General features: G+C 69.2%; 17 protein-coding genes. 13 read left to right on the top strand and 4 right to left on the bottom strand.

The window, feature by feature from the left end; all coding sequences use genetic code 11:
* Window positions 1-176: 176 nt before the first annotated feature.
* The gene (locus tag G7043_RS05685) at window positions 177-1,463 is read left to right on the top strand and encodes a dicarboxylate/amino acid:cation symporter (protein WP_166044467.1); all 1,287 of its coding nucleotides are present in this window, start codon (window positions 177-179) and stop codon (window positions 1,461-1,463) included.
* On the opposite strand, the gene G7043_RS05690 is transcribed toward G7043_RS05685, so the two are convergent.
* The gene (locus G7043_RS05690; RefSeq protein WP_166044468.1) at window positions 1,460-2,095 is read right to left on the bottom strand and encodes a hypothetical protein; all 636 of its coding nucleotides are present in this window, start codon (window positions 2,093-2,095) and stop codon (window positions 1,460-1,462) included. The genes G7043_RS05685 and G7043_RS05690 overlap by 4 nt on opposite strands.
* Before the next feature lie 151 nt (window positions 2,096-2,246).
* Here G7043_RS05690 and G7043_RS05695 point away from each other — a divergent pair, with 151 nt between their 5' ends.
* The 8 genes from G7043_RS05695 to G7043_RS05735 all read left to right on the top strand — a co-directional run bounded on the left by G7043_RS05695 (window position 2,247) and on the right by G7043_RS05735 (window position 8,853).
* The gene (locus G7043_RS05695) at window positions 2,247-4,019 is read left to right on the top strand and encodes an acetyl/propionyl/methylcrotonyl-CoA carboxylase subunit alpha (protein WP_166044469.1); all 1,773 of its coding nucleotides are present in this window, start codon (window positions 2,247-2,249) and stop codon (window positions 4,017-4,019) included.
* A 50-nt stretch (window positions 4,020-4,069) separates the two neighbouring features.
* On the top strand, window positions 4,070-4,456 hold the full coding sequence (locus G7043_RS05700; RefSeq protein WP_166044470.1) for a DUF1707 SHOCT-like domain-containing protein: 387 nt from the start codon (window positions 4,070-4,072) through the stop codon (window positions 4,454-4,456).
* Window positions 4,435-5,211, top strand: coding sequence for an HAD-IA family hydrolase (locus tag G7043_RS47505; protein WP_207310566.1), 777 nt, complete (start codon window positions 4,435-4,437; stop codon window positions 5,209-5,211). Before G7043_RS05700 ends, G7043_RS47505 begins: the two co-directional genes overlap by 22 nt.
* 10 nt (window positions 5,212-5,221) lie before the next feature.
* Window positions 5,222-5,788, top strand: a complete 567-nt coding sequence (locus tag G7043_RS05715) for a GNAT family N-acetyltransferase (protein ID WP_166044471.1) — start codon at window positions 5,222-5,224, stop codon at window positions 5,786-5,788.
* A gap of 6 nt (window positions 5,789-5,794) precedes the next feature.
* Window positions 5,795-6,379 (top strand): DUF3558 domain-containing protein, encoded by a 585-nt coding sequence (locus G7043_RS05720; protein ID WP_166044472.1) that lies wholly within the window; start codon window positions 5,795-5,797, stop codon window positions 6,377-6,379.
* 97 nt (window positions 6,380-6,476) lie between these two features.
* Window positions 6,477-6,842 (top strand): transcriptional regulator, encoded by a 366-nt coding sequence (locus G7043_RS05725; protein ID WP_166044473.1) that lies wholly within the window; start codon window positions 6,477-6,479, stop codon window positions 6,840-6,842.
* 2 nt (window positions 6,843-6,844) lie between these two features.
* Entirely contained in the window at window positions 6,845-8,035 is a 1,191-nt protein-coding gene (locus G7043_RS05730) for a PPE domain-containing protein (RefSeq protein ID WP_166044474.1), read from the top strand.
* On the top strand, window positions 8,035-8,853 hold the full coding sequence (locus G7043_RS05735; RefSeq protein ID WP_166044475.1) for an ESX secretion-associated protein EspG: 819 nt from the start codon (window positions 8,035-8,037) through the stop codon (window positions 8,851-8,853). Before G7043_RS05730 ends, G7043_RS05735 begins: the two co-directional genes overlap by 1 nt.
* An 86-nt stretch (window positions 8,854-8,939) precedes the next feature.
* On the opposite strand, the gene G7043_RS05740 is transcribed toward G7043_RS05735, so the two are convergent.
* Window positions 8,940-9,389, bottom strand: a complete 450-nt coding sequence (locus G7043_RS05740) for a gamma-glutamylcyclotransferase family protein (RefSeq protein WP_045317832.1) — start codon at window positions 9,387-9,389, stop codon at window positions 8,940-8,942.
* Window positions 9,390-9,498: 109 nt separating this feature from the next.
* On the opposite strand from G7043_RS05740, the gene G7043_RS05745 reads away from it, so the two are divergent.
* From G7043_RS05745 to G7043_RS05755, 3 genes are all read left to right on the top strand, one after another.
* Entirely contained in the window at window positions 9,499-10,902 is a 1,404-nt protein-coding gene (locus G7043_RS05745) for an NAD(P)H-quinone dehydrogenase (RefSeq protein WP_166044476.1), read from the top strand.
* An 82-nt stretch (window positions 10,903-10,984) separates the two neighbouring features.
* The gene (locus tag G7043_RS05750) at window positions 10,985-11,332 is read left to right on the top strand and encodes a hypothetical protein (protein ID WP_166044477.1); all 348 of its coding nucleotides are present in this window, start codon (window positions 10,985-10,987) and stop codon (window positions 11,330-11,332) included.
* A 67-nt stretch (window positions 11,333-11,399) separates the two neighbouring features.
* Complete coding sequence (locus G7043_RS05755; protein WP_166044478.1) at window positions 11,400-11,933, top strand: sortase domain-containing protein; 534 nt, start codon at window positions 11,400-11,402, stop codon at window positions 11,931-11,933.
* A 55-nt stretch (window positions 11,934-11,988) separates the two neighbouring features.
* On the opposite strand, the gene glpK is transcribed toward G7043_RS05755, so the two are convergent.
* Both glpK and G7043_RS05765 read right to left on the bottom strand, forming a co-directional pair.
* Window positions 11,989-13,497 (bottom strand): glycerol kinase GlpK, encoded by a 1,509-nt coding sequence (gene glpK, locus G7043_RS05760; protein WP_166044479.1) that lies wholly within the window; start codon window positions 13,495-13,497, stop codon window positions 11,989-11,991.
* 14 nt (window positions 13,498-13,511) lie between these two features.
* A complete protein-coding gene (locus tag G7043_RS05765; protein WP_166044480.1) occupies window positions 13,512-14,255 on the bottom strand; it encodes an MIP/aquaporin family protein in 744 nt (247 codons plus the stop codon).
* Between the two features lie 282 nt (window positions 14,256-14,537).
* Between G7043_RS05765 and G7043_RS05770 the strand changes: the two genes are divergently transcribed.
* Window positions 14,538-16,247 (top strand): glycerol-3-phosphate dehydrogenase/oxidase, encoded by a 1,710-nt coding sequence (locus tag G7043_RS05770; RefSeq protein ID WP_313887754.1) that lies wholly within the window; start codon window positions 14,538-14,540, stop codon window positions 16,245-16,247.
* Window positions 16,248-16,271 lie beyond the last annotated feature (24 nt).

Genomic DNA, 16,271 nt, shown 5'->3' on the forward strand with positions numbered 1-16,271 from the left:
TGGTCACACTTCCCCTGATCAGGGAAGACTGCTCTCAACGCCGGCGTTGGGGGCTAGCGGTGAACGAGTATTTGACGCGTCGCAGGCACATCGACCTGGCACGCAGGACGAGCACGGGCTGTCGGAGCTGACGCTCCCGGCCTCTGTTCGCTCATCCCTGCACAGGAGATGTTCCAGTGTCGCTCGTCCAGACCTACCGCAAACCCAAAGTCTTCGGCCTGACCGTTCTCGGCGCACTCGTGCTCGGCGCGCTGGCCGGCTGGCTCGGCAAGGGCACGTGGCTCGCGCCCGTGCTCGCCAAGATCGGTTCCACCTTCACGGCGCTGCTGCAGCTGACCGTGATCCCGCTGGTGTTCACCGCGATCGTCGTCGGCATCGCGTCGCTGCGGAACCTCGGCGGCGGCCGCACCGCCGCGAGGCTCGGCGGCAAGACGTTCCTGTGGTTCGCCATCACGTCGTTCATCGCGGTGCTGATCGGTCTCGCGGTCGCCGCGATCGTCAAGCCCGGTGCCGGCCTGCAGATCGAGCCCGCCGCCGGCGCGGTCGACAAGCTGGCCAAGCGCGCGTCCGGCTCGTGGCAGGCGTTGCTGGACAACCTGGTGCCCACCAACATCTTCAGCGCCTTCACCGAGGGCGAGGTGCTCCAGGTCGTGTTCATCGCGGTGCTGGTCGGCTTCGCCGCGTACGCGCTCGGTGAGAAGGCCGCGCCGTTCACGAACCTGGTCCGCTCGTTCTTCGACATCGTGCAGAAGGTCGTCGGCTGGATCATCCTGCTGGCACCGATCGGCATCTTCGGTCTCATCGGCAACGCCGTCGCCTCGTACGGCAACTCGTTCGTGAAGCCGCTGTTCTCATTGATCCTGGCCGTCTACATCGGCACGTTGCTGGTGCTGTTCGTCGTCTACCCGATCCTGCTGAAGTTCGTCGGCAAGACCTCGCCGGTCGAGTTCTTCCGCAAGGCCGCCACCGCGATCCAGTTCGCGTTCGTGTCGCGTTCCTCGGGTGCCACGCTTCCGTTGTCCCGCAAGGCCGCCACGGACCTCGGCGTGCCGACCGAGTACGCGAACTTCGCCGTGCCACTGGGCACGACGACCAAGATGGACGGCTGCGCCGCGGTCTACCCGGCCGTCGCGACGATCTTCATCGCGAACCTGTTCGGCATCCAGCTCTCGGTGTGGCAGTACGTCGGCATCGTGCTGGTGGCCGTGTTCGGCGCGCTCGCGACCGCCGGCACCACCGGCTGGTACACGATGCTCACGCTGACGCTGAGCGTGGTCGGCCTGCCGCCGCAGGTCATCGCGACCGGTGTGGCCGTGGTCTACGCGATCGACCCGATCCTCGACATGATCCGCACCGCGACCAACGTGGCCGGCCAGATCACCGTGCCGGTGCTGGTGGCGCGCACCGAGAACCTGATCGAGGAGCCCGCCGCTCCGGCCGAGAAGGACCTCGTCAACGCCTAACGGTCAACGCAGGGACGCAGTTGCGACATCTTCGGCACCGGGGTGGGCCAGCCAGGCAGCTGGTCCCGCCCCGGTGCCGCCGTCGTGCAGCCGATGTTCGGCCCGAGCACGGAGAACACCTGCACGAAGGCGTTGTTGCACAGCCCGTCGCACGCGAGCTGGGTGGCGACGACGTCCGCGGTGCCGTCCTCGTTGACGTCGTGCAGGCCGAGGTACCCGGCATTGGCCAGATAGGTCTGCCCGCGTGACCACGTGCCGTCCTTGCGGATCAGCACCTCACCGCGCCAGTTGCCGTTGCTCGTCCCTCGGATCAGGCACACGCTGACCGGCGCGGCCGCGCACTCGAGCGACTTGTCGTTCACCACCGCACCGGACTCGACGATGGTCATCTCGAAGATGAACGGGCCGGACTCGCCGGTCACCCGGATCCGCCCGCCGCCGGTGCCGCCGAGCAGTTCCACGAGGTCCTTGCCTACCGATTTGCCGACGATGACCTGGCAAACGGTGGTACCGCAGCGCATTCCGGCGTCGGTACCGGACAGACCTGAATCGGTGTTGTCCGGCCGTTGGAAATAGGCGAACACCACCCCGGCGACGACGACCACGGCGGCAACGACAGCGATCACCTGCACGGACCTGGCTCCACCCACATCGCAGATTGTGTCCGATGGCCTCAGGATGGATGTGAAGTGAGCCGTCTCTCCCTCTCGGAGTTCACCGATTTCCGTAGACTGCGGCACCAGCCAGAGCCGTAATTACCGGTCCAGCAGGAGGTACGACGCCGTGTCGCTGCGCAAGGTCCTCATCGCGAACCGCGGTGAGATCGCCGTCCGGGTCATCCGCGCCTGCCGTGACGCCGGTCTGACGAGCGTCGCCGTCTACGCCGATCCCGACCGGGACGCGCCGTTCGTCCGGCTCGCCGACGAGGCGTTCGCGCTCGGCGGCAACACGCCCGGCGAGAGCTACCTGTCGTTCGAGAAGGTGCTGGCCGCCGCCGTGCAGTCCGGTGCCGACTCGGTGCACCCCGGCTACGGCTTCCTGTCCGAGAACGCCGACTTCGCGCAGGCCGTGATCGACGCGGGCCTGATCTGGATCGGCCCGACCCCGCAGGCCATCCGCGACCTCGGTGACAAGGTGACCGCGCGGCACATCGCGATGCGCGCGGGCGCGCCGCTGGTGCCCGGCACCAAGGACCCGGTCGGCGGACCGGACGAGATCATCGCGTTCGCGCAGGAGCACGGGCTCCCGGTCGCGATCAAGGCCGCGTTCGGCGGCGGTGGCCGTGGCCTCAAGGTCGCGCGCACGATGGAAGAGATCCCCGAACTGTTCGACTCCGCGGTCCGCGAGGCCGTCACGGCGTTCGGCCGTGGCGAGTGCTTCGTCGAGCGCTACCTGGACAAGCCGCGCCACGTCGAGGCGCAGGTGCTCGCCGACACCCACGGCAACGTGATCGTCGTCGGCACCCGCGACTGCTCGTTGCAGCGCCGCCACCAGAAGCTGGTCGAGGAGGCGCCCGCGCCGTTCCTGACCGACGAGCAGCGCGCCACGATCCACTCCTCCGCCAAGGCGATCTGCCTGGAGGCCGGCTACCACGGTGCCGGCACGGTCGAGTACCTCGTCGGGCTCGACGGCTCGATCTCGTTCCTGGAGGTCAACACCCGGCTGCAGGTCGAACACCCGGTGTCGGAGGAGACGACCGGCATCGACCTGGTGCGCGAGCAGTTCCGCATCGCGGCCGGCGAGAAGCTGAAGCACACCGAGGACCCGGCGCCGCGGGCGCACTCCATCGAGTTCCGGATCAACGGTGAGGACGCCGGTCGCGGCTTCCTGCCCGCGCCGGGCACGGTGACGTCGTTCGTCGCGCCGTCCGGTCCCGGCGTGCGGGTGGACGCCGGTGTCGAGAGCGGCTCGGTGATCGGCGGGCAGTTCGACTCGTTGCTGGCCAAGCTGATCGTGACCGGCGAGAACCGCGAAGAGGCGCTGGCCCGGGCTCGCCGCGCGCTGGACGAGATGGTCGTGGAGGGCATGGCGACGGTGCTGCCGTTCCACCGCGTGATCGTGCGCGACGCGGCCTTCACCGCCGAGAAGCCCGAGGGTTTCACCGTGCACACGCGGTGGATCGAGACCGAGTTCGACAACCAGATCGCGCCGTTCAGCGGCGGGCCCTCGGAGACCGAGGAGGAGACGCCGCGGCAGACAGTGGTGGTCGAGGTCGGCGGGCGTCGCCTCGAGGTGTCGCTGCCGGGTGACCTCGCCGTCGGTTCGGCTCGTCCGGCCGCCGCCGGCGCCGCGAAGAAGCCGAAGTCGAAGCGGGCGGGTGGCAGCTCGGCCGCGGTGTCGGGAGACGCGGTGGCCGCGCCGATGCAGGGCACGATCGTGAAGGTGGCCGTCGAGGACGGGCAAACCGTCGAGGCGGGCGACCTGATCGTGGTGCTGGAGGCCATGAAGATGGAGAACCCGGTGACGGCGCACAAGGCGGGCACCGTGACGGGTCTCGCGGCCGCTCCCGGCGACCCGATCACCCAGGGCACCGTGATCTGCGAGCTGAAGGACTGACAGCGCCTGACCCTGAAGCCTTGCCGGGCCGCTCACCTACGATTGAGTACGTGAGCGACCCGTCCAGGGACATCCGCATCGGCGACACCGAGCGGGAACAGGCGTTGCAGGTGCTCGGCGAGCACATGAGCGCCGGCCGCCTCGACGTCGAGGAGTACGGCGAGCGGTCCGCGAAGATCACCACCGCGAAGACCCGCGGCGAGCTGATGGCGTTGTTCTACGATCTGCCGGACCCGCGGCCGCAGTTCGCCGCGCCGATGGCGATGTTCCCGGAGCCCGCGAAGGTACCCGCGCGCAAGTGGGAGGGCGCGGTCGTGCCGCTGGTCGGGGTCGCCGTGGTGATCCTGTTCTTCGCGGTGATCAAGAACCCGCTGATCTTCCTGCTCATCCCCGCCGTGGCGATCGTGTGGGGCCAGTGGAACGGACGCCGGCGCTGAAACCGTTGCTGCTGCTGGATCTCGACGGCGTGCTGCGGTCGTTCCCGCCGATGCCGCCGGAGATCGCCGGGGTCGCGTTCGAGTCCGCACTGCTGCGCCGTGCCGTCACCGGTGAGATCTCCGACGAGCAGTGGCGGCAGGAGGTCGGCCCGGACTTCGTCGGCACGCCCGGTGAGGTGATCACCGAGGCGCTGGCGTTGGTGCGGACGGCCCGGCGGCAGTGCTTCGTGGCGTTGCTGACTAACGCGACCACGCGGCTGGAAGCGGACCTGGCGCTGCTCGGCCTGGACGTGGAGTTCGACGCGATCTTCAGCTCGGCCCGGCTCGGTCTCGCGAAGCCGGACCCCGAGATCTACCGGCGGGTGCTGGCCGAGCTCGGGTACACGACCGGCGTGTTCTGCGACGACACCCCGGAGAACGCGGCCGGCGCGCGCGAGGCGGGCCTCGACGGTGTGCACGTGCCGGACACGGCGGCGTTGCGCCGGGCGCTGGCCGTGCGCGAGCTGATCCCGCCGACCGTGCTGGTGATCCTGCCGGACCGCGACGAGGCCGAGGAGCTGGCGGACGAACTGCGGGCGGACGGCTGGGGGCCGTGCGCGGTGCACCGCGACATGCTGGCGGGCGAGGACGACGCCGAGGACGTGGACTGGGTGATCGAAGTCACCACCGCGCCGGACGGCACCCCGGCGTCCGCGCATCGCGACGAGCTCGACGATCTGGCGGAACGCCACGACGGGTTCACGGGAGACGGTTAGCCTCTGGCCTGTGGATCCAGTCGAGATCAACGCGGGCGAGTACTACCTCCGCGCCTTCCGCCACGACGACCGCATCAGCGACGTCCAGGCGGTCGTGGACGCGTTCGCGGACGAGGACACCGATCGCTACCTGCCGCGGATGGCCATCGACGGCGCTCCGGCCGCGGAGGTCTTCCTGCAGTTCCTGGCCAACGGCTGGAAGTACGACTACCGCTGGTCGTGGGCGGTGTGCGACGCCACCACGGCGGAGGTGCTGGCCGGCATCGTCGTCCGCGACATCGACATCAGGGGCGGGCTGGGCGAGATCATGTGCTGGACCCAGCCGAAGCACCGCGGCAAGGGCGTGCTGCCCGCCGCGCTGAGTTCCGTGCTGAGCTGGTTGTACGGCGCGATGGACCTGCACCGGATCACCTACCGGCACGCGGTGTCGAACAAGGCGTCGCAGCGGGTCGCGGAGAAGTGCGGGTTCACCCTGGAGGGTCGTCTTCGCGAGGAGGCGGTCGTCGATGATCAGCGTGAAGACATGTTGCTGTGGTCGCGGCTGGCTACAGACCCCCGTCCCGAGCAGCTACGGTGACCGGCCATGCGGATCACCGCGCTCCTCGTCGTCGTGGTGGCGCTGGCCGGGTGCACGGCCGCGCCTGAGCAGAGCTCGCTGACCACACCACCGCCACCACCTCCGTCGCCGACGACCACGCCGTCGCACATGGACTTCCCGCAGCGACCGCGGGAGGTGCCGCTCGACGCCGTCGACCCGTGCGCGGTGCTCAGCCCCGACCAGCGGACCTCGCTGAGCCTGGACAACCCGCCCAGCGCCTACGTGGAGTCGAGCTTCGGCAACGCGAAGGCGTGCACGATCCGGAGCACGACCAGCGGCAACGTCGCCCGGCTCGCGCTGGTGCTGGTCTCGGGCGCCGACGTGTGGCTCTCGGAGAACGCCCAGGTGGATTACACGGTGAGCGCGATCGAGGGATTCACGGCGATTACTGTCCGCACACCCGACGTGCACGACGTCTGCAACGTGGAGATCGACGTGGCGGAGGGTCAGTTCCTCGACGTCATGTTCCGCGACGGTGGGAATTCCACTGCGGTACAACAAGATCATCTTTGTCTCGGCGCTCAGCGCGTGGCGGAGGCGGCGATGGCCAGTTTGCTCCAGAAGCGCTGACCCACACGGGCGGATGTCACTGATCGCACTCCACAGCGTCACCTTCGGTGGTTAGAGTGTCGAAGCGCTTGTACGTACAACCGCCGGAGGTCGCGCCATGCCGCCAGGGGGACGCAGCGGGGCAGATTCCTCGCCTGCCGCCAGCCACGAGCTGAACGTGGAGCCGGAGGCGATCCCTGCGCTGCGCAACACGTTCTCCGCCGCGTTGACCAAGCTCGACAAGCAGATCGAGATGGCGATCACGGAGTTCCGCGTGCGGCCCTGGGCCGGCGACCCGGTCAGCCAGGAAGCGGCCGAGAAGTTCAACGACCGGTCGATCTCCGACGGCGACTCGGCGCTGCAGGCCCTGCTGAACTACCAGCGGCAGCTCAAGACCGCGATGGACAACCTCAACCAGATCGAGCGCCAGTACCGGACGGTCGAGGGTGACAACACGGGCATGATGAACAAGAGCGGGTGCTGACGATGGCTGACCACCGCTGGCAGGGTTACAGCCACAAGGAACTCTACGAGCGCATCCACGCAGGTCCGGGGCCCGCGGCGTCGTTCGCGTCGATGGAGCGCTGGCAGGGCGTGTCGACCGCGCTGACCGAGATCAACGACGAGCTGCACACCGGCATCACCTCGTCCGGCGCGAGGTGGTCGGGCAAGGCCGCCGAGCTGGCGCAGGCCGGTCTGAACCCGATCGCGGCGTGGGCGGACAGCGCCCGCAGCGGCTCGGACGTGATGCGCTGCTCGGCCGAGCTGCAGGCCGGTTACATCTCGAAGGCGCGCGCGGACATGCCGTCCCCGGTCAACGTGACCGCGGAGCAGCCGGGCGCCCTGATCACGGGTCTCACGCACCTCTTCGGCGGGCAGACCGACCACGAGAAGCAGGAGGCGGCCCAGGACGCCGCCGAGCGCCGCGCCCGTGAGGTCATGTCCACCTACGCGTCGTCCACGACGGCGAACACCTCGACCCTGGGCCAGTTCAGCCAGCCGCCGCAGCTGCAGATCACCGGCACCTCCGTGGTGCACGGCGGCGGCACGCAGGTGGGCACGGCAGGGGCCTGGGTCGTCGGCCCACGCGGCTCGACCGGTTCCGCCGGCACGCGCGGCCGCACTGGTTCGGGTACGCGCGGCACCGCAGCCACCCCGCCGCGCAGCACCACGCCGCCGGCCTCGTCGACGCGCACCTCCGGTGTGACCGCCGGTTCCACGTCGTCTGCCAAGGGCTCGACGACCTCGGTGTCGTCGGCCGGCACCGGCGGACCCGGCAACACCGGGACCGCGGGCGTCGCCGTGCCGGGCCAGCGCTCGGGCAAGTCGGCCGGTTCCTCCTCGGAGCAGAAGCAGATGGAAGACGGCGCGACCGCGGCGTCCAGTGCGGGCATGGGTCCGGTCATGGGCCACGGACACGCCGCCGGGGTGGCCAACGCCTCCGGATCCGCCATGGGCGCGATGGGCACGGTCGGTGCGTCCAACAACGACCGGGTGCACCACAGGGCCGTGCCGATGCCGCAGTCGTTCGACCCCTTCGGCGGCATGGGGCCGCGCAAGGGCGAGGACGAGGAGGACCTGGAGCACAAGGCCGCCGACTACCTCCGCGAACGAGACGACATCTACGGCGTCGGCAGCTACTCGCTGCCGGTGATCGGGGAGAGCACGACCGACTGATGACTCTGTTCGGCTTGGACGTCGGGTCGAGCGACACGCGCGACCCGGTGATCATCTCCACGCTGGAGTTCGACGTCCTCTGGGAACACCTGGGACTCGAAACCATGCCCCTGGTGCTGAAGGTGCCCTCTCCCGGCAAGACCCGCGAGGAGCGCCGGGCCATTGAGGACCAGGTCTGGCGTCAGCTCGGCGCCCGCGGCCTGGGCGGCCCGCGGTCCCTCGACCCGACCCTGGAAGACCTGCTGCACGTCCTGAACCGGCCGCAGCAGGAGATCGACGCGCGCATGTGGCTGTCCGACCGCAGCGTCCGTCTCCTGGCCGCCGGCAAGGGCCAGGCAGGCGTGCTGGCCGTGCTGGACAGCGGCCAACTGGTCCTGCGCCCCGCCGAGGCCGACGGCCTGCCCCGCGAGGCCCTGACAGCCCTCCCCACGGCAGCCGCGGGCGAGGGCCACTCGATCACCCTGCCGTCCGCGGACCTGGACGCGGCAGCGGCCTCAGCGACCTCCCCGGAGGACCTGGAGGCGTCCCTGCTGAGCCGAGGCGTCCGCACCGCCGACGCCCACACGCTGGCCGAGATGGTCCGCGACGCCTCGAACCGCGGCCAGTTCGGCGCGGCCGCCCGCGACAAGTGGGGCAAGCGGGTGCGCCCGGACCGCGTCGTCGCGTTCTACGACACGCCGAAGGGCCGCTACCTGCAGATGCGGCGGGGGGCGGAGGGCCAGCAGCCGTGGTCGACGATCACTCCCGTCGACTACCGCCGCCTGCACCACCACCTGGTGGAACTGCTGGCGGAGGCCGCAGGCTCCCCGCCTGCTTGACGGAACCTGCAAGCTGGCCATGAACGGCGCTTTTGTGGACTTGAGGTCAACAAAAGCGCCGTTCATGGCCAGCTCAGGGGCAGGGGTCAGGGGCCGATGCCCTGGCAGGGACGGGTGCGCAGGTCGTTGACGTAGTCGTCCGGCGCCCCGGCCGCCTCGGCCGCGTCCGCGACCACCCCGATGTACCGGGCGGACGGCAGCCCGCCCTCGTAGGCGTCCAGCACGTAGAGCCACGCCACCACGGACCCCTCGAGGGTCTGCACGCGCAACCGGATCTTCTTGTAGAGACCGAGCGCGCCCTCCCAGCGGTCCAGGCGCGACTCGTCGCGCGGCGAGACGTCGTAGAGGACGCAGAAAGTCTGCTGGTCAGGCTCCTCGACGATCGTCGCGAGGGCGCCTTCCCAGCCGAGGTCCTCGCCACCGAACGTCAGACGCCAACCGACGAGCCAGCCGGTCCCCGCGAGCGGGGAGTACGGGGCTCGCTCCATCATCTGGTTCGGATCCATGTTCGACCCGTACGCGGCATAGAGCGGCACGTCCGACAGCGTAGCGACCCAACGATCAGCTTTCGGTACTGACGACACGGGCGATTCGGCCAACGCGTACGGTTGTGCCGGCCAGCAAGCGCGCAGAAGGGAACTGATCGTGACCCGCATCGTCATCATGGGCGGCGGACCCGCAGGTTACGAGGCAGCCCTGGTCGCGGCGCAGCACGGCGCCGACGTGACCGTGGTCGAGAACGACGGGGCCGGTGGCGCGTGCGTGTTGTACGACTGCGTGCCGTCGAAGACCTTCATCGCTTCGGCCGGTGCTCGCAGCGCCTTCCGCAACGCCGGTGAGCTGGGCATTCAGACCAACAACGAGCAGGCCGCGGTCGACCTGCCGGTGGTCCACGGACGGGTCAAGGGCCTCGCCCTCGCGCAGTCCGCGGACGTCCGGGCACGGCTGCAACGCGAAGGCGTGCGGCTGATCAACGGGCGTGCGAAGTTCGCCGACGACACGCGGGGCCTCGCCCAGCACCAGGTCGTCGCCATCAGCGCGAGCGGTGGGGAAGAGATCCTCAGCGCCGATGTGGTGCTCATCGCAACGGGCGCCACGCCCCGCGTGCTGCCGGGCGCCGAGCCGGATGGCAAGCGCGTCCTCACCTGGCGGCAGATCTACGACCTGCCCGAACTGCCCGAGCACCTCGCGGTCATCGGCTCCGGTGTGACCGGTGTCGAGTTCGCCAGCGCCTACACCGAGATGGGCGTGAAGGTGACGATGGTCTCCAGCCGGGACCGCGTGCTGCCCCACGAGGACGCCGACGCGGCCGTGGTGCTCGAGGACGTGTTCGCCGAGCGCGGCACGGCCGTCGTCAAGCACGCCCGCGCGGACCGGGTCGAGAACACCGGCGACGGCGTGCTGATCCACCTGGAAGACGGTCGCACGATCGAGGCATCGCACGCCCTGATGACCGTCGGTTCCGTGCCGAACACGACCGACATCGGCCTGGAGAAGATCGGCATCGAGCTCGGGCGCGGCGGGTACATCCCGGTCGACCGGGTCAGCCGGACCAACGTCAGCGGCGTCTACGCGGCCGGCGACTGCACCGGTGTGCTGCTGCTCGCGTCCGTCGCCGCCATGCAGGGCCGCATCGCGATGTGGCACGCGCTGGGCGAGGGCGTCAGCCCGATCAAGCTCAAGACCGTCGCCGCGAACGTCTTCACCAACCCCGAGATCGCCAGCGTCGGCATCAGCCAGCAGGCGATCGACTCGGGTGAGGTGCCCGCGCGCACGATCATGCTGCCGCTCGCCACGAACCCCCGCGCCAAGATGGAGGGTCTGCGCCGCGGCTTCGTGAAGCTGTTCTGCCGACCCGCCACGGGCGTGGTCATCGGTGGTGTGGTCGTCGCGCCGAACGCGAGCGAGCTCATCCTGCCGATCGCGCTGGCCGTGCAGAACCAGCTCACCGTCGAGCACCTCGCCACGACGTTCTCGGTGTACCCGTCGCTCTCGGGCTCCATCACCGAGTCGGGCCGCCAGCTCATGCGGCACGACGATCTCGACTAGGTAACCCCGGCACTCCCCTCGGCAACCGAGGCGCCCGCAAGGGCGTCTTCGGTGTGCGAGTTCCACTTGGGGGAGAAGAAAAATGAAGCGCATTTTCGCGGCTGTCGTCGCATTGGGGATCGCGTTCGCTTTCGCACAGTCATCGAGCGCGCAGACCGGGACCGCGAGTTCCGACCTGTTCGTCGTCCCGCAGCGGACCACCACGGCCGGCGGCCTGGTCGTGGTGCTCAAGTCGAGCATGTCGAAGTGCGCCGGTCCGGTGACGTCGCCGGGCTTCGTCGCACCGATCGAGTTCACCCATCAGAACGCCGACGGCTCGTGGCTCGGCATCGGCGAGGTGATCGGCACGCCCGGCTCCTACGCGGCCTATGCGGCGTGCGAGGGCCATCTCGTCGAGCGCACGTTCACCGCCGGCCCCGCGCGGTCGTGATGATCACAAATCGGATCCGTCTTGATTGGACGCGCAACTAACCCACCGGATGTGCGTCAATGAGTTCGTGGGGACTCGTGTCTTGATCGCGGTGCTGTGCGTGGCGCTGGCCACCGCCTGTTCGCAGGGCCCGGCACCGAAGCCGTCGGCGGCGACGAGCGACAGCGCGCCGCCGCCGGTGTTCTCACCGCTCGGCAACTCCGATCCGATGGAGCTGCGGATCGAACGGATCGGCGTGCGGTCGTCGCTGGTCCAGCTCGGCCTCGACCCGCAGGGCGCCGTCCAGATGCCGCCCGTCAACGAGGGCATGCAGGCCGGTTGGTACCAGACGCATCCGCAGCAGTGGATCATCGTCGGACGGATCGAGAGCAACAAGGCCCGCGGCGTCTTCTACCGGCTGAACGACCTGCAGCAGGGCGACGTGCTCGAAGTGTCCAAGAAGGACGGTTCGGTCGCCCGCTTCACGGTGGCGCGCACCGAGAGGATCATCCGCGACGACTTCTTCGCGGAGGCCGTCGCCAGGGACGCGGACGAGCAGGGACTGCGGCTGATCACCTGCGGCACCCGCGACAACGTGATCGTGCACGCAACTCCCGCTTAGTTGATGAGGGGAGCTTTCATAAACCTCAGGTTTATGAAAGCTCCCCTCATCAACATCAGTCCTCGACCCAGTCGAAGGTCTTGGAGACGGCCTTCTTCCAGTTCGCGTACTCGGACGTGCGGCGGGCGTCGTCCATCGACGGCTCCCACTTCTTGTCCTGCGCCCAGTTCTCGCGGATGTCGTCCTCGGTCTTCCAGAACCCGACCGCGAGACCGGCCGCGTAGGCGGCGCCCAGCGCGGTGGTCTCGGCGACGACCGGCCTGATCACCGGCACGCCGAGGATGTCCGCCTGGAACTGCATCAGCAGCTCGTTCACGACCATGCCGCCGTCGACCTTCAGCGCGGTCAGGTCGACGCCCGAGTCCGCGTTCATCGCGTCGAGCACCTCACGCGTCTGGAACGCGGTCGCCTCCAGCACGGCCCGCGCGAGGTGGCCCTTGTTGACGAACCGGGTCAGGCCGACGATCGCGCCACGGGCGTCGGAACGCCAGTACGGCGCGAACAGGCCGGAGAACGCCGGCACGAAGTACGCGCCGCCGTTGTCCTCCACGGACCGCGCGTGCTCCTCGATCTCGGCCGCGCTGCCGATCATGCCGAGGTTGTCGCGCAGCCACTGCACCAGCGAACCGGTGACCGCGATCGAGCCCTCCAACGCGTAGACCGGGGCCGCCTCGCCGATCTTGTAGCAGACGGTGGTGAGCAACCCGTTCTCGCTCATCACCTTCTCGGTGCCGGTGTTGAGCAGCATGAAGTTGCCGGTGCCGTAGGTGTTCTTGGCTTCACCGGGCGACAGGCAGGCCTGGCCGAACGTCGCCGCCTGCTGGTCGCCGAGGATGCCCGCGATCGGCACGCCGGCCAGCGCGCCGCGCTCGCGCACCTGGCCGTAGACCTCGGACGACGACCTGATCTCCGGCAGCATCGACATCGGGATGCCCATGTCCTGCGCGATCGAGGCATCCCAGGCGAGTGTGTCGAGGTCCATCAACATGGTGCGCGAGGCGTTCGTCGGGTCGGTGACGTGCACGCCGCCGTCAACCCCGCCGGTCATGTTCCACAACACCCACGTGTCCATGTTGCCGAACAGCAGGTCGCCGGCCTCGGCCTTCTCCCGCGCGCCTTCGACGTTGTCGAGGATCCAGCGGATCTTGGGCCCGGAGAAGTAGGTGGCCAGCGGCAGGCCGACCTTGGCCCGGTAGCGCTCCTGGCCGCCGCCGAGCGCGCCCAGCTCCTGCACGATCTTGTCGGTGCGGGTGTCCTGCCACACGATGGCGTTGTAGACGGGCTCACCGGTGTTCTTGTCCCACACCACCGCGGTCTCGCGCTGGTTGGTGATGCCGACGGCGGCGATGTCCGAAGTGGACAGATCGGCCTTCGCGAGCGCGCCCGCGGCGACCTGGCGGGTGTTCTGCCAGACCTCCTTCGGGTCGTGCTCGACCCATCCGGCCTTCGGGAAGATCTGCTCGTGCTCTTTCTGGTCGACCGACACCACCCGGCCGGAGTGGTCGAAGATCATGCAACGGGTCGACGTCGTGCCCTGGTCGATCGCGGCCACGTACTGGGTCATTGCGGTAAGTCCTTTCAGACCGGGAGAACCAGGTAGAGCAACGCCGCGAGCGCGCCGCCGACGAGCGGTCCGGCGACCGGGATCCACGAGTAGCCCCAGTTGGCGTTGCCCTTGTTGTGGATGGGCATCAGGAAGGCGTAGGCGATGCGCGGACCGAGGTCACGCGCCGGGTTGATGGCGTAGCCGGTCGGGCCACCGAGCGACGTGCCGATCACCAGCACGACGAACGCGACACCCGCGTACCCGAGCGCCGAGTTGCCGAACTGCGGAACCCCGTCGACCGACTCCTTCGCGCCGGGCGACAGCAGGATCCAGATGACGAGCACGAACGTGCCGATGACCTCGGACACGAGGTTCCACGCCCGGTTCGGGACGGTCGGTCCGGTGGAGAAGATGCCCAGTGTGTTCTGCGGCTCGTCGTGCGTGTCGAACTGCAGCTTGTACGTCGCCCAGCAGAGCATCGCACCGACGATCGCGCCGACCATCTGCCCGAGGATGTAGACGGGAACGTCACCCCACGGGGTCTTGTCCGCGATCGCGAGCCCCAGCGTCACCGCCGGGTTCAGGTGCGCGCCGCTGGGGTTGGCGATGCTCGCGCCGGTGAAGACGGCGAACGCCCAGCCGACGTTGACGAACAGGAACCCGGTGCTGTTGCCGAGCGTGTTCTTGAGCACCTGGTTCGCGACGACACCGGTGCCCAGGAGGATGAGGACCGCGGTCCCCAGCATCTCCCAAACGAAGATCGAGCCTGCACTCATCGTCGACCTCCTTCGTTTGCGGCCAGGAGGGAGCGCAAACCCGGAGGTCAGGCCGCGCTGCCCGCCTACAACGAGGTCGGACGCTATAGCCGTGCTGATCAGTTGTCTACGTGAACTACCTGTGGTCAGGCCATTTTCAGGCCGTTGGATTCTGGTGTTCGTGCCCGTGGGCGAACGGCCGTTGCTGCAGGTAACGTGATCCGCGAGTCGTCACAGGGAGGCGCTGTCGTGGCCACGCGCAAGAACGCAGCTGCACCACCGCAAACCCATGCCGAACCCCCGATCACCGGCCGGCTCGGTCCCGTTGAGCGGGAGGAGTCGTGGCAGCGGCTGGGAACGGAGACGTTCGACCTCGTCGTGATCGGCGGTGGCGTGGTCGGCGTCGGAGCGGCACTGGACGCGGCGACCCGCGGCCTGCGGGTGGCCCTCGTCGAGGCCCGCGACCTGGCGTCCGGCACGTCGAGCCGGTCCTCCAAGCTCTTCCACGGCGGTCTGCGCTACCTCGAACAGCTGGAGTTCGGCCTGGTCCGCGAGGCGCTGCGCGAGCGCGAGCTGATGCTGACGCGGATCGCGCCTCACCTGGTGAAGCCGGTCGCGTTCCTCTACCCGTTGAGCAACCGCGTGTGGGAGCGCCCGTACACGGCGGCCGGGCTGTTCCTCTACGACACGATGGGCGGCGCCCGGTCCGTGCCGGGGCAGAAACACCTCACCCGAGCGGGTGCGCTGCGGCTGGTTCCGGCGTTGAAGCGCGATGCGTTGATCGGCGGCATCCGTTACTACGACGCCCAAGCCGACGACGCGCGGCACACGATGATGGTCGGCCGCACCGCCGCGCACTACGGCGCTGTCGTGCGCACGTCGACCCAGGTGGTCGGGTTCCTGCGCGAGGCCGACCGGGTGTCCGGTGTGCGCGTGCGCGACGTCGAGGACGGTCGCGAGGTCGACGTGCGGGCGCACGCGGTGATCAACGCGACGGGCGTGTGGACGGACGAGCTGCAGCGGTTGTCCGGCTCGCGTGGACGGTTCCGGGTGCGGGCGTCGAAGGGCGTCCACATCGTGGTGCCGCGCGACCGGATCGTGGCCGAGGCGGGCATGATCCTGCGCACCGAGAAGTCCGTGCTGTTCGTGATCCCGTGGCGCAACCACTGGATCGTCGGCACCACGGACACCGACTGGAACCTCGACCTGGCGCACCCGGCGGCGACCAAGCACGACATCGACTACATCCTCGAACACGTGAACTCGGTGCTCGCGACGCCGTTGACGCAGGACGACATCGAGGGCGTCTACGCGGGTCTGCGGCCGTTGCTGGCGGGCGAATCCGATTCGACGTCAAAGCTTTCGCGCGAACACGCGGTGGCTCGTGTCGCTCCCGGACTCGTGGCGATCGCCGGCGGCAAGTACACGACGTACCGGGTGATGGGCGCGGACGCCGTCGACGCGGCGCAGGTGGACATGCCCGGACGGATCCAACCGTCCATCACGGACAAGGTGCCGCTGGTCGGCGCGGACGGCTACCACGCGCTGATCAACCAGGCCGACCACCTGGCCGCCCGGCACGGTCTGCACCCGTACCGCGTCCGGCACCTGCTCGACCGCTACGGCTCGCTGGTGCACGAGGTGCTGTCGCTGGCCGCGGACAACCCGGAGCTGCTGAAGCCGATCCCCGCCTCCCCCGACTACCTGCAGGTCGAGGCGGTGTACGCGGCGTCGCACGAGGGCGCGATGCACCTCGAGGACGTGCTGACCCGGCGCACCCGCATCTCCATCGAGTACGCACACCGCGGGATCGACTCGGCGGAAGCGGTTGCCCGGCTGGTCGCGCCGGTGCTCGGCTGGGACGAGGACGCGATCAAGCGCGAGATCGAGGTCTACACCGCCCGCGTCGACGCCGAGCGCACGTCCCAGACCAAACCGGACGACCAGGCGGCGGACGCGGTTCGTGCCTCCGCACCGGAGGCGCGTCCGCAGTTGACCGAGCCCGTGAGCTGAACGTGACCGATCTTGGACATGCTG

Source organism: Lentzea alba (assembly GCF_011067745.1).
GTDB classification, from domain to species: domain Bacteria; phylum Actinomycetota; class Actinomycetes; order Mycobacteriales; family Pseudonocardiaceae; genus Lentzea; species Lentzea alba.

What these genes read in the sequence shown, in the direction of transcription:
- G7043_RS05720 (WP_166044472.1), top strand. Translation starts at nt 5,795, where the DNA reads ATGCGGATCACCGCGCTCCTCGTCGTCGTGGTGGCGCTGGCCGGGTGC.
- G7043_RS05725 (WP_166044473.1), top strand. Translation starts at nt 6,477, where the DNA reads ATGCCGCCAGGGGGACGCAGCGGGGCAGATTCCTCGCCTGCCGCCAGC.
- G7043_RS05730 (WP_166044474.1), top strand. Translation starts at nt 6,845, where the DNA reads ATGGCTGACCACCGCTGGCAGGGTTACAGCCACAAGGAACTCTACGAG.
- G7043_RS05735 (WP_166044475.1), top strand. Translation starts at nt 8,035, where the DNA reads ATGACTCTGTTCGGCTTGGACGTCGGGTCGAGCGACACGCGCGACCCG.
- G7043_RS05750 (WP_166044477.1), top strand. Translation starts at nt 10,985, where the DNA reads ATGAAGCGCATTTTCGCGGCTGTCGTCGCATTGGGGATCGCGTTCGCT.
- glpK (WP_166044479.1), bottom strand. Translation starts at nt 13,497, where the DNA reads ATGACCCAGTACGTGGCCGCGATCGACCAGGGCACGACGTCGACCCGT.
- G7043_RS05765 (WP_166044480.1), bottom strand. Translation starts at nt 14,255, where the DNA reads ATGAGTGCAGGCTCGATCTTCGTTTGGGAGATGCTGGGGACCGCGGTC.